This window comes from Terriglobales bacterium (assembly GCA_035543055.1).
Lineage (GTDB): Bacteria > Acidobacteriota > Terriglobia > Terriglobales > Acidobacteriaceae > JAIQFD01.
This window is the reverse complement of record DATKKJ010000043.1, coordinates 1-16224: the sequence shown is the minus strand read 5'-3', so window position 1 is coordinate 16224 and position 16224 is coordinate 1. Positions and strand designations below refer to the sequence as shown.

The 16224-nt window shown below is 65.2% G+C and carries 15 protein-coding genes; 5 read left to right on the top strand and 10 right to left on the bottom strand.

Features of this window, described 5'->3' with window-relative positions:
* The 3 genes from VMS96_03115 to VMS96_03105 all read right to left on the bottom strand — a co-directional run.
* The coding region (locus tag VMS96_03115; protein ID HVP42392.1) for an aconitase family protein at window positions 1-659 on the bottom strand (659 nt) is incomplete at its 3' end.
* A gap of 96 nt (window positions 660-755) precedes the next feature.
* Entirely contained in the window at window positions 756-2162 is a 1407-nt protein-coding gene (locus VMS96_03110) for an MmgE/PrpD family protein (GenBank protein HVP42391.1), read from the bottom strand.
* An 18-nt stretch (window positions 2163-2180) separates the two neighbouring features.
* Window positions 2181-2762: an HD domain-containing protein gene (locus tag VMS96_03105; GenBank protein ID HVP42390.1), complete on the bottom strand. Its 582-nt coding sequence runs from the start codon at window positions 2760-2762 to the stop codon at window positions 2181-2183.
* 180 nt (window positions 2763-2942) lie between these two features.
* On the opposite strand from VMS96_03105, the gene ppk1 reads away from it, so the two are divergent.
* Both ppk1 and sixA read left to right on the top strand, forming a co-directional pair.
* Window positions 2943-5081 (top strand): polyphosphate kinase 1, encoded by a 2139-nt coding sequence (gene ppk1 / locus VMS96_03100; protein ID HVP42389.1) that lies wholly within the window; start codon window positions 2943-2945, stop codon window positions 5079-5081.
* A gap of 41 nt (window positions 5082-5122) precedes the next feature.
* Window positions 5123-5662 (top strand): phosphohistidine phosphatase SixA, encoded by a 540-nt coding sequence (gene sixA / locus VMS96_03095; protein HVP42388.1) that lies wholly within the window; start codon window positions 5123-5125, stop codon window positions 5660-5662.
* A 28-nt stretch (window positions 5663-5690) separates the two neighbouring features.
* Here sixA and VMS96_03090 read toward each other — a convergent pair whose 3' ends face one another.
* From VMS96_03090 to VMS96_03060, 7 genes are all read right to left on the bottom strand, one after another.
* The gene (locus VMS96_03090; GenBank protein ID HVP42387.1) at window positions 5691-7217 is read right to left on the bottom strand and encodes a Ppx/GppA phosphatase family protein; all 1527 of its coding nucleotides are present in this window, start codon (window positions 7215-7217) and stop codon (window positions 5691-5693) included.
* A 43-nt stretch (window positions 7218-7260) separates the two neighbouring features.
* Window positions 7261-8145 carry a CHAD domain-containing protein gene (locus tag VMS96_03085; protein HVP42386.1) on the bottom strand — a complete coding sequence of 295 codons (885 nt, stop codon included), beginning with the start codon at window positions 8143-8145 and terminating at the stop codon, window positions 7261-7263.
* Between the two features lie 22 nt (window positions 8146-8167).
* On the bottom strand, window positions 8168-8875 hold the full coding sequence (locus tag VMS96_03080; GenBank protein ID HVP42385.1) for a hypothetical protein: 708 nt from the start codon (window positions 8873-8875) through the stop codon (window positions 8168-8170).
* Window positions 8868-9740 carry a hypothetical protein gene (locus tag VMS96_03075; GenBank protein HVP42384.1) on the bottom strand — a complete coding sequence of 291 codons (873 nt, stop codon included), beginning with the start codon at window positions 9738-9740 and terminating at the stop codon, window positions 8868-8870. The genes VMS96_03080 and VMS96_03075 overlap by 8 nt, the downstream gene beginning before the upstream one ends.
* 151 nt (window positions 9741-9891) lie before the next feature.
* Entirely contained in the window at window positions 9892-11055 is a 1164-nt protein-coding gene (locus tag VMS96_03070; protein ID HVP42383.1) for a YCF48-related protein, read from the bottom strand.
* A gap of 8 nt (window positions 11056-11063) precedes the next feature.
* Complete coding sequence (locus VMS96_03065) at window positions 11064-11957, bottom strand: sigma-70 family RNA polymerase sigma factor (protein HVP42382.1); 894 nt, start codon at window positions 11955-11957, stop codon at window positions 11064-11066.
* A 106-nt stretch (window positions 11958-12063) separates the two neighbouring features.
* On the bottom strand, window positions 12064-12432 hold the full coding sequence (locus VMS96_03060) for a PilZ domain-containing protein (protein HVP42381.1): 369 nt from the start codon (window positions 12430-12432) through the stop codon (window positions 12064-12066).
* A 377-nt stretch (window positions 12433-12809) separates the two neighbouring features.
* Between VMS96_03060 and VMS96_03055 the strand changes: the two genes are divergently transcribed.
* From VMS96_03055 to VMS96_03045, 3 genes are all read left to right on the top strand, one after another.
* On the top strand, window positions 12810-14123 hold the full coding sequence (locus tag VMS96_03055; GenBank protein HVP42380.1) for a nucleotide sugar dehydrogenase: 1314 nt from the start codon (window positions 12810-12812) through the stop codon (window positions 14121-14123).
* 144 nt (window positions 14124-14267) lie between these two features.
* Window positions 14268-15710 (top strand): aspartate kinase, encoded by a 1443-nt coding sequence (locus VMS96_03050; protein HVP42379.1) that lies wholly within the window; start codon window positions 14268-14270, stop codon window positions 15708-15710.
* Window positions 15707-16224, top strand: a 518-nt coding sequence (locus VMS96_03045) for a pyridoxal-phosphate dependent enzyme (protein ID HVP42378.1), incomplete at its 3' end; no start/stop codon positions are given. The genes VMS96_03050 and VMS96_03045, both read left to right, overlap by 4 nt.

Below are 16224 nucleotides of genomic sequence, written 5' to 3'. Positions count from 1 at the left end.
TCGGTGCTCATGTTGGCGATGGTGAGGCGCGCGTCCATGGAGAGCGAGGCCACGCCTGGGCCGGCGAACTCGACCACCGCATTCAGCACCTCTTCCTGGTTGTAGAGGCCGCAGAGGGCGATGATCACGTCCTTGCCGGTCGCGCCCGGCGGCAGGCGGCCTTCGAGCAACACCTGGGCGGTGCGCGGGATCTGCCACCAGAACTCGCCGGTGGCCCAGATGGCGGCGGCGTCGGTGCGGACGACCGGGGTGCCGATCGCGCCCAGCGCGCCGTACATGTTGGAGTGCGAATCGGAGGCGACGACGAACGAGCCCGGCGTGACGTAGCCTTTCTCCACCATCACCTGGTGGCCGATGCCGGTGCCCGCGGGATAGAAGTCGATGCCGCGCTCGCGGGCGAAGGCCTCGATGGCGCGGTACTTCTTCAGGTTCTCTTCGGAGGTGTTCTGAATGTCGTGGTCGAGAGCGAAGACAGGCTGGCGCGGGTCGAAGACCTTCTGCGCGCCGATGCCCTTGAACTTCTTGATGACCGGCGAAGTGTTGTCGTGAGTCATGACGTGCCTGGGGCGGATAGAGACGAAATCTCCCGCCCGCAGCGGCCGCTTCGGCCCTTCAGCGAGATGCGACTGCGCGAGTTTCTCGACTACCGTTTGGCTCATAAGAAAAACCATTTCACCGCAGGGATCGCAGAGACCGCCGAGGAAACAATTGAAAAACCTCCTCTGCGTTCTCGGCGTTCTCTGCGGTTGAGGCCTTTACGCCGGCACCGCCACGCTTTGAGCTTTGAACAGCGCCATTAACTCCGTAACAGAACTCTGCTTTTCCAGCTTCCAGATCGCCTCGATGGCCTTCCGCCGCGCGTCTTTCGCCATCACCGGCCCGGCCAGCGCCTCGAACTTCTCTTCGATCTCCTTGTCGGAGAGCGGATTCCGCGGGTCACCTTTCGGATAGTCCAACTGCTCCGTGAATTCCTTACCATCCGTCGTCCTGATGGTCACGTGCACGCGTTGCAGGGCGGGGAAGACCTTCTCGATCTCGGGATCGGCGACCACTTTCACCTTGTGCAGTTGCTCGCGGATGCGCGGGTCCATGATCTTCTCATTCTTGAACTGCAGCGGCGTGACCTGGCGGTCCACGATGGCGGCTGCGATCACGTAGGGCAGCGAATGGTCGGCGGTCTCCTTACTGCGCGGGTCGTACTTGCTCGAGTCGCTCAGGATGTCGGCGGCGCGCGCCAGGGAGCGGATGGTCACGCTCTCGACCTGTTCAGGCTTGAGGTCGTGTGTCTTGACCAGGTCGAGCACGGCGGAGAGGGGCGCGTGGGTCAGGGCCTCGGTAGGGAAGAACTTCATGCCGCATTGGGTGATGCGCCACGACTGTCCCAGCCCGTCGGTCAGCACGTTGAGCTTCCACTCGGGCCCGAAGCAATGGGTCAGTCCCTCTTTGCCATCCACCACGTGTTCGGGGCCGGTGTAACCCTTTTCTGCAAGCAGGGCCGCCAGCACGCCGGACTGCGTGGCCATCGGGTCCACGGTGTTCTTCATCATGGTGAGCTTGCCGGCGGTGACGGCGCCAAAGGTGCACTGGCGCGAGGCCGAGATGCCGATGGCGTGCTGGATCTTCTCCCAATCGAGATGCAGGGCGCGCCCGGCGACGATGGGTGAGACGAAGGCGGTCAGGGTCGCATGGTGCCATCCCCGCTCACGGATGCCGGGAAAAGCCGCCTCGCAAAAACGCTGCTCGAATTCGTGACCGAGCACGAAGCCGACGATCAGTTCGCAGCCGTCGCCCTTGGCGCGCTCCACGCACGCCATGGCGGCGGGAAAGATGTCGGAGGGGTGCGACGGGTCCTGCTTCCAGTAAATGTCGTTGTAATCCATGCAGCGGATCATCAGGGCGTTGGCGAGCGAAGCCGAGACGGCGTCCACGCGCTTGCCGGCGCCGATGACAGTCGCCGGGCCGTGGGCCGCGATCTCATCCAGGACCTGGAGCGCGATCTGCACGTCGTGCACCCCGTAGCCGCCGAGCGCACAGCCCATGGAATCGAGGAAGAAGCGCTTGGCCTGATACACGGCATCCTGGGAGAGGTCGGAGAACTTCAGCCCCGCCGCCCACTTCGCCATGTCCGCCGTGATCGCCTGCTTTCCGCTGCCTGTGGCCATGCTGACTCCGACTCCCGACTACTTCTTCAGCGTCTTGAACGGCTCGAAGGCCATGAAGTCCGCGTGATGCACGATCCAGGCCTCGGTGGTGCGTTTGACCTGCGCGCCCTCGGCGGCGTGGGCGGCGATGATGTGGCAGACCTCGTCGGGCACACCGCACTCCATGGCCAGCGCCACGCCGGTGAAGGGATGCCGCAGCAGTTCGCCGCGTTCACTCTGCCGCGCCTTGCCGCCCGACTTCTCGTACTCCAGTAGTTTGCCGACATCGGCCAGGATGGCGCCGGCGATGACCGTGTCCATGTCGATGGCGAGCGCCCCGCCCATGAATTCCTTCATCGCCTCCGCGGCCCGGCGCGCGATGTGCACCACGCAACGCTTGTGCTCCATGAAAGTGGTCGGGCAGTCGGGAACGAGCAGGGTGAAGGGGATCTCGTCGAGGTCTTTCGGGGTGAGGGGGCTGCGCTCGAGGGCCAGCACCCAGGTGTTCTCGACCTTCTGGCGCAGGTCGGTGTCGCGGATCCACTCCATCTCCGGCCACAGCTTGCGCACCTGCTCTTGTAATCCGGCGCGGGAAACCTTCACGAAAGCGGGCTTAGCCACGCAGCGTCCTCCAGCCAAACACTCAAGGATAAACCGGGCCGGGATGCGGGTCGAGCAGAGGGCGCACATTCGCGCGTGACGGAAGAAATAAGTTGTTTTGTTTCAGCGGCTTGCACCGATACTCCGGGGTCACTTGCCGCCCTGCTCGGAGCGGCATACGATAGAAGTCCCCCGGTTGGTATGGCACGTTCCCTGGAAAATCCGGCTTTCTACATCAATCCTGAAGGCTCCTGGTTGAAGTTCAACCGGCGCGTCCTCGAGGAAGCGGAGGATGAGCGCAACCCGCTGCTGGAACGGGTCAAGTTCCTGGCCATCACCGCCAGCAACCTGGACGAGTTCTTCGAGGTGCGGGTGGCGGCCCTGTTGCAACGCATCGAGGACGGCTACACCGAGCCGGGCGTCGACGGGCTGGCGCCGGCCGACGAGCGCGACATGATCGCGCGCGAGACCCACGACTTCACCGACCTCCAGTACCGCTGCTGGAACCAGCGCCTGCGCCCGGCGCTGGCGGAGCAGGGCATCCGGGTGCTGGGACTGCACGAACTCGACACCGAACAGCTCGCCTACCTGAACGAATACCGGCAGCGCGAGCTCGATCCCCTGCTGACGCCGGTGACCATCGATCCGGCGCATCCCTTCCCGCGGGTGCTGAACAAGGCGCTTTGCGTGGCGCTGCTGCTGCGCCGCCGCCGCCGCGCCGCCGGCACCTACATGGGAGTGGTGACCGTGCCGAGGGCCCTGCCGCGGCTGGTGCGCCTGCCCGAGACCGAGGACTACGTCTTCCTGGCCGACCTGGTCAGCATGCACGCCGCCGATATGTACTCGGGCTACGACATCATCTCGGCCGCAGCCTTCCGGGTGACGCGCAACAGCAACCTCTACCTGCAGGAGGAGGAGTCGCGGAACCTGCTGGAGTCGGTGCGCACCGAGCTGCACAACCGCCGCCGCGGAGACGCCGTGCGGCTGGAGATCGAGGCCGACGCCAACCCCGAGATCATCGAGCGCCTGCGCACCGAGTTCGAGCTGGAGAACTGGCAGGTCTACCCTACCGACGGTCCGGTGAACTTCTCGCGGCTGATGACCATCTACGACCAGAGCCGCCGGACGGAGCTGAAGTACAAGAGTTTCGTGCCCCGGGAATTCCACCTCGGCCCGAAGAAGAAGGACTTCTTCGAAGAGCTGCGGGAGCACGACGTCCTGCTCCACCATCCGTTCGATTCCTACGACCCGGTGGTCTCGTTCGTGGAGTCGGCCTGCGAAGACCCGCGGGTGCGTTCCATCAAGCAGACGCTGTACCGCACCAGCCAGAACTCGCCGATGGTGAACGCGCTGGTGGAAGCGGCGCAGCAAAAGGAAGTCACCGCCGTGGTCGAGCTCAAGGCGCGCTTCGACGAGGCGCCGAACATCAAGTGGGCGCGCCACCTGGAGGATGCCGGGGTGCAGGTCTTCCACGGGCTGGTCGGGCTGAAGACCCACTGCAAGCTCACGCTGATCGCGCGCGAGGAGGGCGACGGGGTCATCCGGCAGTACGCCCACCTGGGCACCGGCAATTACAACGAGATCACGGCGCGTCAGTACACCGACCTGAGCCTGTTCACCGCCGACGAGGAAATGACTTCGGCGGTGCACAGCGTCTTCAATTTCATGACCGCTTATTCCGAGCGCGACAATTACCTGCCGCTGCTGCTCTCCCCTCTGGAATTGGCGGAAGCGATGCTGGCGCTCATCGGGCGGGAAGCGGAGCGCGCCAGAAGGGGGGAGCCGGCGCGCATCCTCGCCAAGATGAACGGCTTGCTCGACAAGAACATCATCCAGGCCCTGTACCGCGCGTCGCAGGCTGGGGTCGAGATCGACCTGATCGTGCGCGGCAAGTGCGCGCTGCGGCCGGGCATCCGCGGGGTGAGCGACCGCATCCGGGTGCGCTCGATCGTGGGACGATTCCTGGAGCACAGCCGCGTCTATTACTTCGCCAACGGGGGCGACGACGAGATCTACGTGGGCAGCGCCGACCTGATGCCGCGCAACCTCTATGACCGGGTGGAGGTCGTCTTTCCGGTGCGTGACCCCATGCTGCGCCAGCGCTTGCTGGACGAGCTCCTGAAGGTCTATCTTCTGGACACGGCGAAGGCGCGGTTGCTGCAACCCGATGGTTCTTACGTCCGAGCGGAAGAGCTGCTTGCTTCCCGTCGCCGGCAGGCCGCGGGGCTGGGGCCGCCGGGATTCAACGCCCAGGAGTTCCTCATCGGCCTCGCTGAAGGCAAACAGGTTCTGGAAGAAACGCGGATTGTGCCGCACCGTCGCACCAGCCGCAGGACGTAGCCGCACGATTGCATTAGAATCGTGGCCCGGAAGTGATCGTCATGATTGTTTATTTCTTGCGTCACGCCAGCGCCGGCCAGCACAAGCTCAATCCCCAAAAAGACGAAAAACGGCCCCTCGACAAGGACGGGATCGAGCAGTGCGGGCAGATCGGCCGGGCCCTGGCCGCCCTCGACGTCCACGTGGACGCGGTCGTCTCCAGCCCGCTGAAGCGGGCCACCCAGACCGCGTCGCTGGTGGCCAACGAGATCGCTTTTGAGGGCAAGCTCACCATTGACGATGGCCTGCGCCCGGAGGCGAACTTCACCCAGTTCCGGGACCTGCTCTCCCGCCACGCCAAGGCGGAAGCCATCATGGTGGTCGGCCACAATCCCAGCCTGAGCGAGTTCCTGAGCCTGCTCATCAGCGGTCGCAGTTCCGAATCGGCGGTGGACTTGAAAAAAGGAGCGGTGGCACGGGTAGAGACGGGCAAGGCATCGACGTTGCAGTGGTGCCTGACGCCCAAGCTGGTGCGCAGCATCGAGAGCGCAGGAGCCGAATCCCGGGCCAGCAAATCCCGGGCCAGCAAGTCCCGGAAGTGACCGTTGGTCGGGCGTCCGGGCCGCCAGCCTACCCCAGTTCAGCGAAGAGGTCGCGGCCGAAGGTGTCGCGGAAGTAGCCGCGCTCCTTCTCCAGCATCCACAGCTCCAGGTCGGCGCCCATGCGGCGGATGGCGCGCAACTGCAGGACGACCCGCCCATCCTTCACCCGTGCGGCAACGTCGCGCACTGCCCCGCTGCGCCCCTGGTTCAAGGCGCGGGCCAGGCGCAGCAGCGCCACCGCCTTGGGGACCTGCTTGCGATCGGAAGGCGGCATGGGTTTCAGGTACGGCTGTCCGGGGGCGGGCAGCAGCGCGCCCAGGTAGCGGGCGATGGCGGCGATGATCAGCCGCTGCTGCGGCGTGTATCCCAGGATCTCGGAGTGGGCGATGATGTAGTAGGCGTGGCGGTGCCATCCGGTGCGATTGATGTAGCTGCCCACCTCATGCAGCATGGCCGCCGCCGAGAGCCATTCGCGGTAATCCTCCGGCAACTGGTGCACCTCGTCGAGCTCTTCGAAGAGGCGCATGGCCAGCTCTCGTACCTGCCGGGCGTGCAGCAGGTCGACGTGATACCGCTTGCCGGCGGTGAGCAACGAATCCCAGCGATCGGCGGCGATCTGCCGCGTGGAACGGGCGCTCAGATGCCGCTCCGCCGCCATCTGCGCCAGGATCCCGTCGCGCAAGCCGAGCGGCGAATAGACGAAAGCTGACAGGTTGCAGCGCTCCATGATCTCGGCGTACACGGCAGCGCCAGCCACGATGATCTCCGCGCGCTTGGTCCCCAGCCCGGGGATGGAGGCGCGCTGCTGGTGGTTCCGCTTGGCCAGCATCTCCGCCAGCTTGACCACGGTCTTGCGCGGCACCGGGGTGGCGCTGCGCTTGCCGCCGGCCTCGGCCTTGTTGATGGCGTCTAGCGCCGCAGCCGTACCCGAGGTCGCGATCACGGTGCGCACCCCGACGCGGGCGATCCGATGCGCCGCGGGCGTCAGGCGCTCCGCGATCAGGCGGTGCAGGCTTCGCAGTTCGTCCTTCTTGGGCGGATCATGACGCAGGAACTCCTCCGTCAGCCGCACCGCGCCCAGCGGCAGGCTCACCGTGGAGCGGATATGCCCCTGCTGCGAGACTGTCAGCTCGCAGCTTCCGCCTCCCAGGTCGATCAACAGCAAGGGCGAGCGCAGGCGGCGCATGTTGGCCAGGATGCCCAGGTGGATGAGACGCGCCTCCTCCAGGCCGGAGATGGTCTCCAGCCGCCATCCGGTCGAAGACTCCACCCACTCGATGAAGGATTCGGAGTTGCGCGCGTCGCGCAGCGCGCTGGTGGCGACCGCACGCACCACCGCCGCCCCCTGCTCCTGGATGGACTTGTGGAAGCGCCGCAGGACCTTGACCGTGCGCGCCATGGCGTCCGGCGCCAGCAGGCCGGTCTTGAAGACCGACTCGCCCAGGCGCGTGACCTCACGGTCTTCGTAGATGGTCTGCAGGCGCCGCCGGGAGAGGCGCGCGACCTTCAGCCTGACCGAGTTCGAACCGATATCGATGGCCGCCAGTACCGGCATAGAGGGAACTCAGGAAGAGTACGGATGCCCCCTTCGAACCTGTTCAGGCCGTGGCCACGATGGCCCTAGCTCGAATCCCAGCGGCCGCCTTGCGAGGCGAAAGCACCGCTTGCGCGACCTCGAGCAGGTCCTTGCGCGCGTCGGTGCACGCCAGGAGCGCGTCGCGGAACTTGGCACGGATCACGTTGTGGAGCGCCGCCAGCAGTGGCGACTCGGTCTCGGGCTCGAGCGCCCGCTGGGCGCGCTGGCTCAGCACCAGCCAATCGTGCCATTCCCCGATGGCGTCCTGCATGCGCTTGAGCTCGGCCACGATCTTCTGCGCAGTCTCATCCTCCCCCGCCATCTCGGCGACATAGCGCAGGCGCTTGGTTTCCAGCCGGTACGCGTGCAGGTTGTCCTCGCGCAGCGCACCCTGTTCCCGCGCTACGCGGGTGAATTCGCGCAAGGCAGCGGCCACCGGATCGAAGCCGCCGGCGGGTCCCTGCGGTTCCGCGGCCGGGGACAGTTCCTGAAAGATGCGAAGCCTCCGCGCCGCCTTCGAAAGGCGACGTCGGACATCGCCCACCCCGTCCTTCGCAAGCGCGGATAACAGCTTTTTTTCGCGCTTGCTGCGCATCCGGGCCAGCGCCTGCAGGAGGCGTTCCTTGTGGCGGGAGTCGCGGCCGACCTTCAAGCCGCGCAGCAGCGCCATCTGGACGTCCATGTCGCGCACCCGGCCGGCCACCCGGCGCAGGCGAGAGAGATCCTTCAGCAGCCTGCGCTGGTTCTTGTCCGGATCCGGACTGAGCTCCTGCAAGAGGGCTTCGATGCGCCGTGCCGTGGTACGGAGGCGGTGCACGGTCTTCGCTTGCGGCTTGTCCGCGGCCTGTTTGAGCAAGCGGTGGAGCCGCCGGAACAGCTTCCTGTTGCGTCGCCGGTCGATCGGCATGAACCAATGACCTTCCTGACCCTCAGTTCAACCTCTGTTCGATTGCTCCCAGCACCGTCTTCAGCACCTTCACCCGCGCCCAGTACTTGTTGTTGGCTTCCACCGCCGTCCAGGGCGCGTACGGCGTGCTGGTATGCAGGAGCATGTCCTCGACCGCTTCCAGGTACACGTCCCACTTGGCGCGGTTCCGCCAATCCTCTTCGGTCAGCTTGTAGGAGCGGAAGGGGTCGGTCTCGCGGCTCTTGAAGCGGCGCAGCTGCTCTTCCTTGCTGATGTGCAGCCAGAACTTGCAGATGACCATGCCGGCCGAGTGCTGGTGCGATTCGAACTCGTTGATCTCGCGGTAGGCGCGGCGCCATTCGTCGGCGTTGCAGAACCCCTCGCAGCGCTCCACCAGGACGCGCCCGTAATGGCTGCGGTCCCAGATGGCCACGTGCCCGGTACGCGGGAGATTGCGCCAGAAGCGCCAGAGATAATGATGGGTCTTTTCTTCTCCCTTGGGCGCCGCGTAGCTGGAGACCGTGAAGCCGCGCGGATCCAGGATCTCGGTGACCCGCTTGATGGCCCCGCCCTTGCCGGCGGCGTCCCAGCCTTCGAACACGCACAGCACCGGGATCTGCTTCTTGTAGATCTGGAACTCGAGTTCGCGCAGCCGGACCTGCGCCCGTCCCATCTGCTCCTCGTATTGTTTTTCCGACAGCTTCTTGGAGACGTCGAGTTTCTCAAGCATGGGCTGCCTCCGCTTTGAGTTTGGCTTCTGCGGCGACCGTCTTCTTCTCCTCGGCCCGGGCCAGCTCGCTGTCGCGCGCCGCCCTCTCGGCGCGGACGTCGCGGGTGGCGGCGGCTGCGGCCGCGGTGCGGGAGACGCCGCTGGGCAGCGCCTGCCGCCGTGCCAGCGCGCTCTCCATGGCCTTCACGATGGTGTCGAACACCTTGATCCGCGCCCAGCGAATGTCGTTGGCTTCCACCACCGTCCACGGCGCGTTCGGGGTGTCGGTCTTGGCCAGCATCTCCTCGACCGCCTTCACCCATCTGCCGTACTCCTTGTGGTGGCGCTGGTATTCCTTTGTGATCTTCCACTTCAGCAGCGGGTCCTTCAGGCAGGCGCGGAAACGCTTCTTCTGCTCTTTCTTGGAGATGTGCAGCCAGAACTTGAGCAGGACCTGGCCATCGTCGGTCAGCCAGCGCTCGAACTCATTGATCTGCTGGTAGGCCTCGCGCCAGACCTTCTTCCGGGTCAGCTTGTCGCAGCGTTCCACCAGCACGCGTCCGTACCAGGAATGGTCGAAGACAGCCATTTCCCCGTCATTGGGCAGCGCCACTTGGTAGCGCCAGAGGAAATGGTGACGCTGCTCCAGCGGCGAGGGAGCGGTGCCGGGATGCACGCGGAAGAGGCGCGGGTCGAGCTTCTCGGTCAACTTCTTGACGATCTGGCCCTTGCCGCCAGTGTCCCAGCCTTCCAGGCAGATGACTACCGGGACCTCGGCATCCTGGGCCTCGTACTGCAGCTTGCGCAGTCTTTCCTGCAGCTCAGGCATCTCCTTGGCGTATTGCGCTTTGGACATGCTCGTTTTCAGGTCGAGCGCTTCAAGCATGAGGACGCTCCTGAACAGAGGTTATCCGCGCCTGGGCGGGGAGTGTACCTGGGCGGAAGAGGCCCCCTTTTGTATCACTCCCGCGAGAGTTTTGCACTGCCTTTAAGACACCGATCCGGATCGTCGTTTATTGGAGAGTAACTGGTGGCGCCTACTGCCTGGTCCAGTGCTGGCCACCGTCGGAAGTGGTCCAGGGGACGCCGTCGGCGGTCCGGGCGGTGCCATGTTGAGAGTCGCTGAACTGCAGCGTGACCACATCGGCAGCGGCGCCGGGGAGAGTCTGTCTGGTCCAGCTGGCGCCGTCCGCGGAATGCAGCAAGGTGGCCGCGGACCCTCCCGCCCAAACCTCATTCCCCACCACCGCCACAGCGCGGAAGACTGTGGCCTCGCTGGCCAACACCGGCGTCCAAGTGCGTCCCTGGTCTCGGGAGCGTTGCAGCTTGCCCTTGTCGGAGATGCTCCAGCGGAAGACTGGTGTCGGCAGCGCTGCCTTTGACTTGGACAGCGTGCCTCCGCCGAAACCAGCACTGGCAGCGACGTTCGCGCTCTTGGAGCGCTCGGCGGCGAGGCCCTCGAGCTTATCGGCTTCCTTGCCGGCCGCAACCTGTTGCTTCTCCTCCATGGCGTTGGCAGCAACGACGGCCTGCGGGGCAGGGGCGGCCTGGGCCTCTGGGGCATGGGCTGCCGCCGCGGCCGGCGTCTTCATGGCACTGAGCTGACCCTGGAGCATGCCACCGTCGAGCTTCTTCTCATCCTTCGCCGGGGCCTGCGCTGGTGTCGAGGCAGCGTAGATCTCTTTGCGCCCGCGTTCCTCTGCACCCTTCTTCAACGGAGGTTCGGCCTTGGCCTGGTCGGCATCCCGGCGTGCGGTTTGGGCCCTGCCTGCCAGGCCGCCGCTGACCTCGGCCTGGGTCGCGGGCCCGGCCGGCTTGTTCTCCGCCGGCGGAGTCCTGGCCACCTTGGTCGGCGTGGCATCCGAAAATGTCGCCGTCGAATAGCGGCTTTGGCTGTAATTCAAGACCAGAGCGCCGACGACGGCCACGGTCGCCAGCGTGCCCGCCCAGGCGAAGATCGAAGGCCGCCGGTACCAAGGCACGAAGACCCCGCCCGGCTGCACCGCCACCGGCTGAGGCGACGCCAGGGCCAGCGCCTCGCGACAAGCGGCGCAGACCGCCAGATGCGCCAGCACGTTCTCGCGCTCGCGGCCGGTCAGCGCCTGCTCCGAGAAGGCGGCCAGCAGGTCAGCAGTGGGATGCCCCCGCGGTGCGGCTTGCGCCTGCATGCGTCCCAGAACGGATTTGGGCAGATCGGGCATTCTCCCGCCTACGGTGACTCCTTATTCAAGAACGGCCGGCCGCCGGTTTCTTGCGCCAGCCGGCTGCGGATATCCGCCGACACATCGCGCACGTCCACGTCCAACGCTTCTTCGGCCTGGCGCCGGCTCATTCCCGCACGCACCAGGTTCTCCAGGACCTTCTTGCGCAATGCACCCGCGACCTTCTCCAGTTTGCGGCTGATGGTGGATTCGTGCACGCCCAGCATGCGGGCCACCTGGGCCAGGGTACGGCCGTCCAGATAGTACGCTGCGAGGATAAAGCGTTCCTCGGCCTCCAGTCCCGCAAGCGCGCCGTCAATGGCCGCATCCAGGCGCGGATCGGGAAGCGGAGTCTCTTCGCGTGCGGGCGCCGGAAGCTGGAGGCCTCCCTCTTCGCGCTCCTCCAGGCTGACGTTGCGCCGCCCGGCGCGGTAGCGGTTCACGTACTCCTGGGCCAGCACGGTGCGCAGCCAGCCCTCCAGTGAACCGCGCCCAGTGTAAGACTCCAGCTTGGAGACCCGCTCTCCGCCCTCCCGTGTACGGGTCCCGTAGAGCTCGGCATAGATCGAGTCAGCGAGCTCGCGGGCGGTGGCATCGTCGTGCGTGATGGCGTGAGCGGCATCGTAGAGCTTCTCGCGGTAGCGGGTGAGGAAGATCTCCCAGGCAGCATTGTTCCCGGCAGCGCAGGCCCGCGCCAGGGCCAGCTCCTCGACATGCAGGGATGCATACAGCGCTCGTAACTCGATGTCCGAGGCCCCGGCGGCGTACCTGTCGGCGACCGATCGCAGGATGGCAGGGAACTGCTCCCGCGAGATGCCATAGCTCTCCGCCTTGCTCTGCGCATAGAGCTGGGCGATCAGCGAAGCGGTCTCACCGGCGCTTTTCGGCTGCGCGGGACTCACGATGGCTGGAGTTTAGCAGCAAATCGAGTGCCGGGAGGGGCAACGGGAGAGCAGTAGAAGGCTAGTGACGACACCAGTTGGGGTGCAAAAGGGACCCAGGCCCGGTTCAGGCGTCGTGCGCTTCGTGGGCGAAATCGTACTGTTCGATGACCACCGCGGTGCCGATCTTGCCCGCCTCTATCTCGTCGAGCAAGCGCACCACCTTGCCCTTGCAGCGGACTTTGATGCTTTCCGTGAGCGTGATCTCGGAGGGCAGGGTCAGCGTCATCTCGATGGTGGCGCCTTCGGGCAGGCGGTTTTGCAGAAAAAAGAAAGCTCCCCGTGCGCTTACATCCCGGGTCTGCGATGTCTCTTCCTTGAGACCGCCTTCAAAAGACTTAACGATAATGGGCAAACGAAGTGGGAAGCGCTGTTCCGAGCGCCTTTCTGCTTGAGCCTGGTACATCGGCCCTCCATTTGTCATGGCCAGATTCATGGGCCGCTACGCCGGTCCCGTCCAGAGCGTACACACGACGAGCGCTGGGACGGAGTATTAAATCTGGTGCAACCGAAATGCCAATCATAGGGTCGAAATCCGCCCGAAGACGCCACGCAACTCCATGAATACAAAGGACTACCTAAGAACGTGTTAATAAATCGGGACAAACAGGGGCGAAAACATTTGCGGCTTATAGGTACGCCCGTACCTCTGAGCTGCTGAACGATCGTTCAGTCGACAACCAGCCCAGGCCGACGCGGCCCGGCGGCGGGGCCCGCAAAACTCCGTGCTAGAATCGCAGTTTTCCTGGCAACAATCGAGGTGCTTCGCTGATGCAACCGTCGACTGCTCCGGCGTCACTCTGTGAAGCCTTGATGTCCCGCATTCAGGCCCGTTCCGCCAAGGTCGGGGTCGTGGGCCTGGGTTATGTCGGTCTCCCCTTGGGCCTGCTGTTCAGCGGGCAGAGATTCGCGGTCACCGGGTTTGACATTGACGAGAATAAGGTCAAGACGCTCAGCAACGGCGGCACCTACATCTATCGCATCCCTGCCGAGCAGGTGCAGGCGGCGCGTCGCCAGGGCTTCTCCGCCACCAGCGACTACTCTCGCATCGGGGACATGGACGCGGTCATCATTTGCGTGCCGACTCCGCTGACCGAGTACCGCGAACCCGATCTGAGCTACGTCCGTTCGACCGCCGAGGCTATTGCCCCGTTCCTTCGCGCAGGACAACTCGTGATCCTGGAGAGCACGACCTATCCCGGTACCACGGAGGAGTTGCTCATCCCCATCCTCGAGAGCCAGAACCGCGCCGGCCTGAAGGTGGCTGCTTCCGGGAAGGAGTCCGGGCAGGTCTTTTTCACCGCCTTCTCTCCGGAGCGGGAGAATCCTGGAAGCGACTTCGATCGCAAGGACATCCCCAAGGTGGTCGGCGGCTGCTCTCCTCGGGCCACGGATCTGGCCGTGGCCCTGTACGGCACCATCTTCCGGCGCACGGTCCCGGTGTCCTCCATGCGCGTCGCCGAGATGACCAAGCTGCTGGAGAACATCTACCGCTGCGTCAATATCGCCCTGGTCAACGAGCTGAAGTTGCTCTGCCTCCGCATGGGCATCGATATCTGGGAAGTCATCGAAGCGGCTTCGACCAAGCCTTTCGGATTCCAGCCCTTCTACCCCGGCCCCGGCCTGGGAGGCCACTGCATCCCGCTGGACCCGTTCTACCTGTCCTGGAAGGCCAAGGAATACGACTTTCATACCAAGTTCATCGAGCTGGCAGGAGAAGTGAATACTGCCATGCCCTACCACGTCATCGAGGCCGTCTCCCGCGCCCTCAATCAGCATAAGAAGGCGATGAACGGTTCCCGGATCCTGGTGCTGGGGATGTCTTACAAGAAGGACATCGACGACCTGCGCGAATCGCCCGCGATCGTGATCATCGAGGAGTTGCAAAAGACCGGCGCCCAGGTCGCCTACAACGATCCTTTCTTCCCGACGGTCGGGCGTGGACGCCATTACAAGCTCAACATGACCTGCACGCCGCTGGAGCAGGTGCCGGAATTCGACTGCGTCCTGATCGTCACCGACCACTCGACCTACGATTACAAAAAGATCGTCAGCGAAGCCAAGCTGGTGGTCGATACCAGGAACGCCACCAGGGGCATGGATTCTCCGAAGATCGTGCGCTGCTGAGGTCTGTGCGGGGATCTGCGTAACGGCACGGCCACCAGCCGTGCCGTTCGTCTTCATGGTCAAAACAGATCGGTGCTATCGATTGGATCGCTTGCTGCTGCCTCGCGGGCGTGTTGTACTTAACGGATTGCAGGCAGGGCGGGCATGAGCCTGATCACCATGAAATTCGGCGGCACCTCGGTGGGCGACGCCGAGCGCCTCCGTGATGTCGGAGCGATCGTGCGGCAGGCTGCCCAGCGCGATAAGGTCGTGGTGGTGGTCTCGGCCATGGCCGGCGTCACCGACCTCATCGTCCGTGCTCTTCAGGCGGCCACCGCCGGGTCGCAGTCCACCGTCGTCGAAGTACTCAGAGGTGTGCAACGCCGCCATCAGGCCGTCCTCGACGAACTGTTTCCCGCAGACTCCCGGGACGCCATCCGGGAGCAGGTCGATGCCGTCCTGGAGCAACTGCACGAGTTCTGTCACGCACTCTCGCTGCTGCGATCGAGCACGCCCCAAGTCCTCGACGTGGCCTTGCCCATGGGCGAAAAGATGTCGGCGCAGATCCTGGCGGCCTACCTGGGCCAGGACGGCACGAAGGCCGCCTATGTCGACGCCGTCCACGTCCTGGTGACCGACGATAAGTTCGGCGATGCCAGTCCCGACATGGAAGGCACACGCCGCCGCTGCCGCGAGACGCTGCTGCCGCTGCTCGACCAAGGCGTCGTGCCGGTGATCACGGGCTATTGCGGCGCCACCGCCAAGGGACAACCGACGACCCTGGGCCGCGGTGGATCGGATTACTCCGCCACCATCCTGGGCACCGCCATCGCCTCCGGCGAGATCTGGATCTGGACCGACGTGAACGGGGTCCTGACCGCCGATCCCCGGGTCTGCCCCGAGGCCGGCACGCTGCCGGAGATCACCTACGCGGAGGCGATCGAACTCTCCTACTACGGCGCCAAGGTCATCCATCGCCGTGCGGTGTGGCCCGCCATGCAGGCCGGGATCCCGGTATGGATCAAGAACTCGTTCGCGCCGCAGGCTGCCGGGACCCGGATCGCCGCCACGGTGGCGCCCATCGGTTCCCCGGTCAAGGCGGTGACCGCGGTCACCCAGGCGTCGCTGCTGACCCTGACCACCCGGCGCGACGTGCACTTCGCCGAGATCTTCGGCCGTCTCTTTCTGCGCCTGGCCCACGAGCATGTGGACGTGCTGTTCTCCACCCAGTCCTCTTCGGAAAATGCGCTGGGGCTGGTCTTCCGCGAACGGGACACGGAGCACGTGCTGGCGGTCATCCATCGCCTGTTCCGCAATGAACTGAAGCACGGCATCCTCAACCAGGTGGAGGTGCAGCGCAACATCGCGGTCATTGCCGTGCTGGGCGAGACCATGAAAGGGACCTTCGGCATCCTGGCGCGGCTGTTCGCTGCAGTCGCACGGCGCAACGTGAGCGTGATTGCGATGACGCAAGGGGCCAGCGAGCTCAACATCTGCTTCGCGGTGCCGGCCGTCTCGGCCAACGAGGTGGTGCACGCCGTGCACCAGGAATTCCTCGGCGCGGCCTCGCCGGCGCGCGCCAGCGTCGCGGAGCGGACGCCGGCATGACCTCCGATGTCCACTTTGGAGCGCTGCCCGCGGTCGCCCGCCTGCGCTGCTGCGGATGCGGCAACACGGTGCACACTGCCGCGCCGGACTTCCGCTGCGCCCGCTGCGGCGACCTGCTGGAAGCCTGCTATCCCGGCCTGTCGTGCGACCCGGCGGCTCTGAAACGGACCTGGAAAGAGCGCAAGACCTCGCACGACCCTCTGGACCAAAGCGGCGTTTGGCGATTTCGCGAGCTGCTGCCCATCCTCCACGACGTGCGCCAGGCTGTGACCCTGCGCGAGGGCAATACGCCCCTTTACGAACTTCCGCGCTGTGCGCGTAGCGCCGGCATCGAACGCTTGCTGGCCAAACACCAGGGCATGAACCCCACCGGTTCGTTCAAAGACACCGGCATGACCGCGGCCCTCTCCGTCGCCAGGCAAGAGGGCTTCCGCTGGGTGGCATGCGCCTCCACCGGCAACACCTCCGCTTCCATGGCCGCTTACGCCGCCCGCGCCGGTTTGTGCAGCCTGGT

Excerpts from the sequence above, each read along its gene's own strand:
- VMS96_03050 (HVP42379.1), top strand. The coding sequence starts at position 14,268 with ATGAGCCTGATCACCATGAAATTCGGCGGCACCTCGGTGGGCGACGCC.
- VMS96_03110 (HVP42391.1), bottom strand. The coding sequence starts at position 2,162 with ATGGCCACAGGCAGCGGAAAGCAGGCGATCACGGCGGACATGGCGAAG.
- VMS96_03060 (HVP42381.1), bottom strand. The coding sequence starts at position 12,432 with ATGAATCTGGCCATGACAAATGGAGGGCCGATGTACCAGGCTCAAGCA.
- ppk1 (HVP42389.1), top strand. The coding sequence starts at position 2,943 with ATGGCACGTTCCCTGGAAAATCCGGCTTTCTACATCAATCCTGAAGGC.
- VMS96_03070 (HVP42383.1), bottom strand. The coding sequence starts at position 11,055 with ATGCCCGATCTGCCCAAATCCGTTCTGGGACGCATGCAGGCGCAAGCC.
- VMS96_03055 (HVP42380.1), top strand. The coding sequence starts at position 12,810 with ATGTCCCGCATTCAGGCCCGTTCCGCCAAGGTCGGGGTCGTGGGCCTG.
- VMS96_03090 (HVP42387.1), bottom strand. The coding sequence starts at position 7,217 with ATGCCGGTACTGGCGGCCATCGATATCGGTTCGAACTCGGTCAGGCTG.
- VMS96_03075 (HVP42384.1), bottom strand. The coding sequence starts at position 9,740 with ATGCTTGAAGCGCTCGACCTGAAAACGAGCATGTCCAAAGCGCAATAC.
- VMS96_03085 (HVP42386.1), bottom strand. The coding sequence starts at position 8,145 with ATGCCGATCGACCGGCGACGCAACAGGAAGCTGTTCCGGCGGCTCCAC.
- VMS96_03080 (HVP42385.1), bottom strand. The coding sequence starts at position 8,875 with ATGCTTGAGAAACTCGACGTCTCCAAGAAGCTGTCGGAAAAACAATAC.
- sixA (HVP42388.1), top strand. The coding sequence starts at position 5,123 with ATGATTGTTTATTTCTTGCGTCACGCCAGCGCCGGCCAGCACAAGCTC.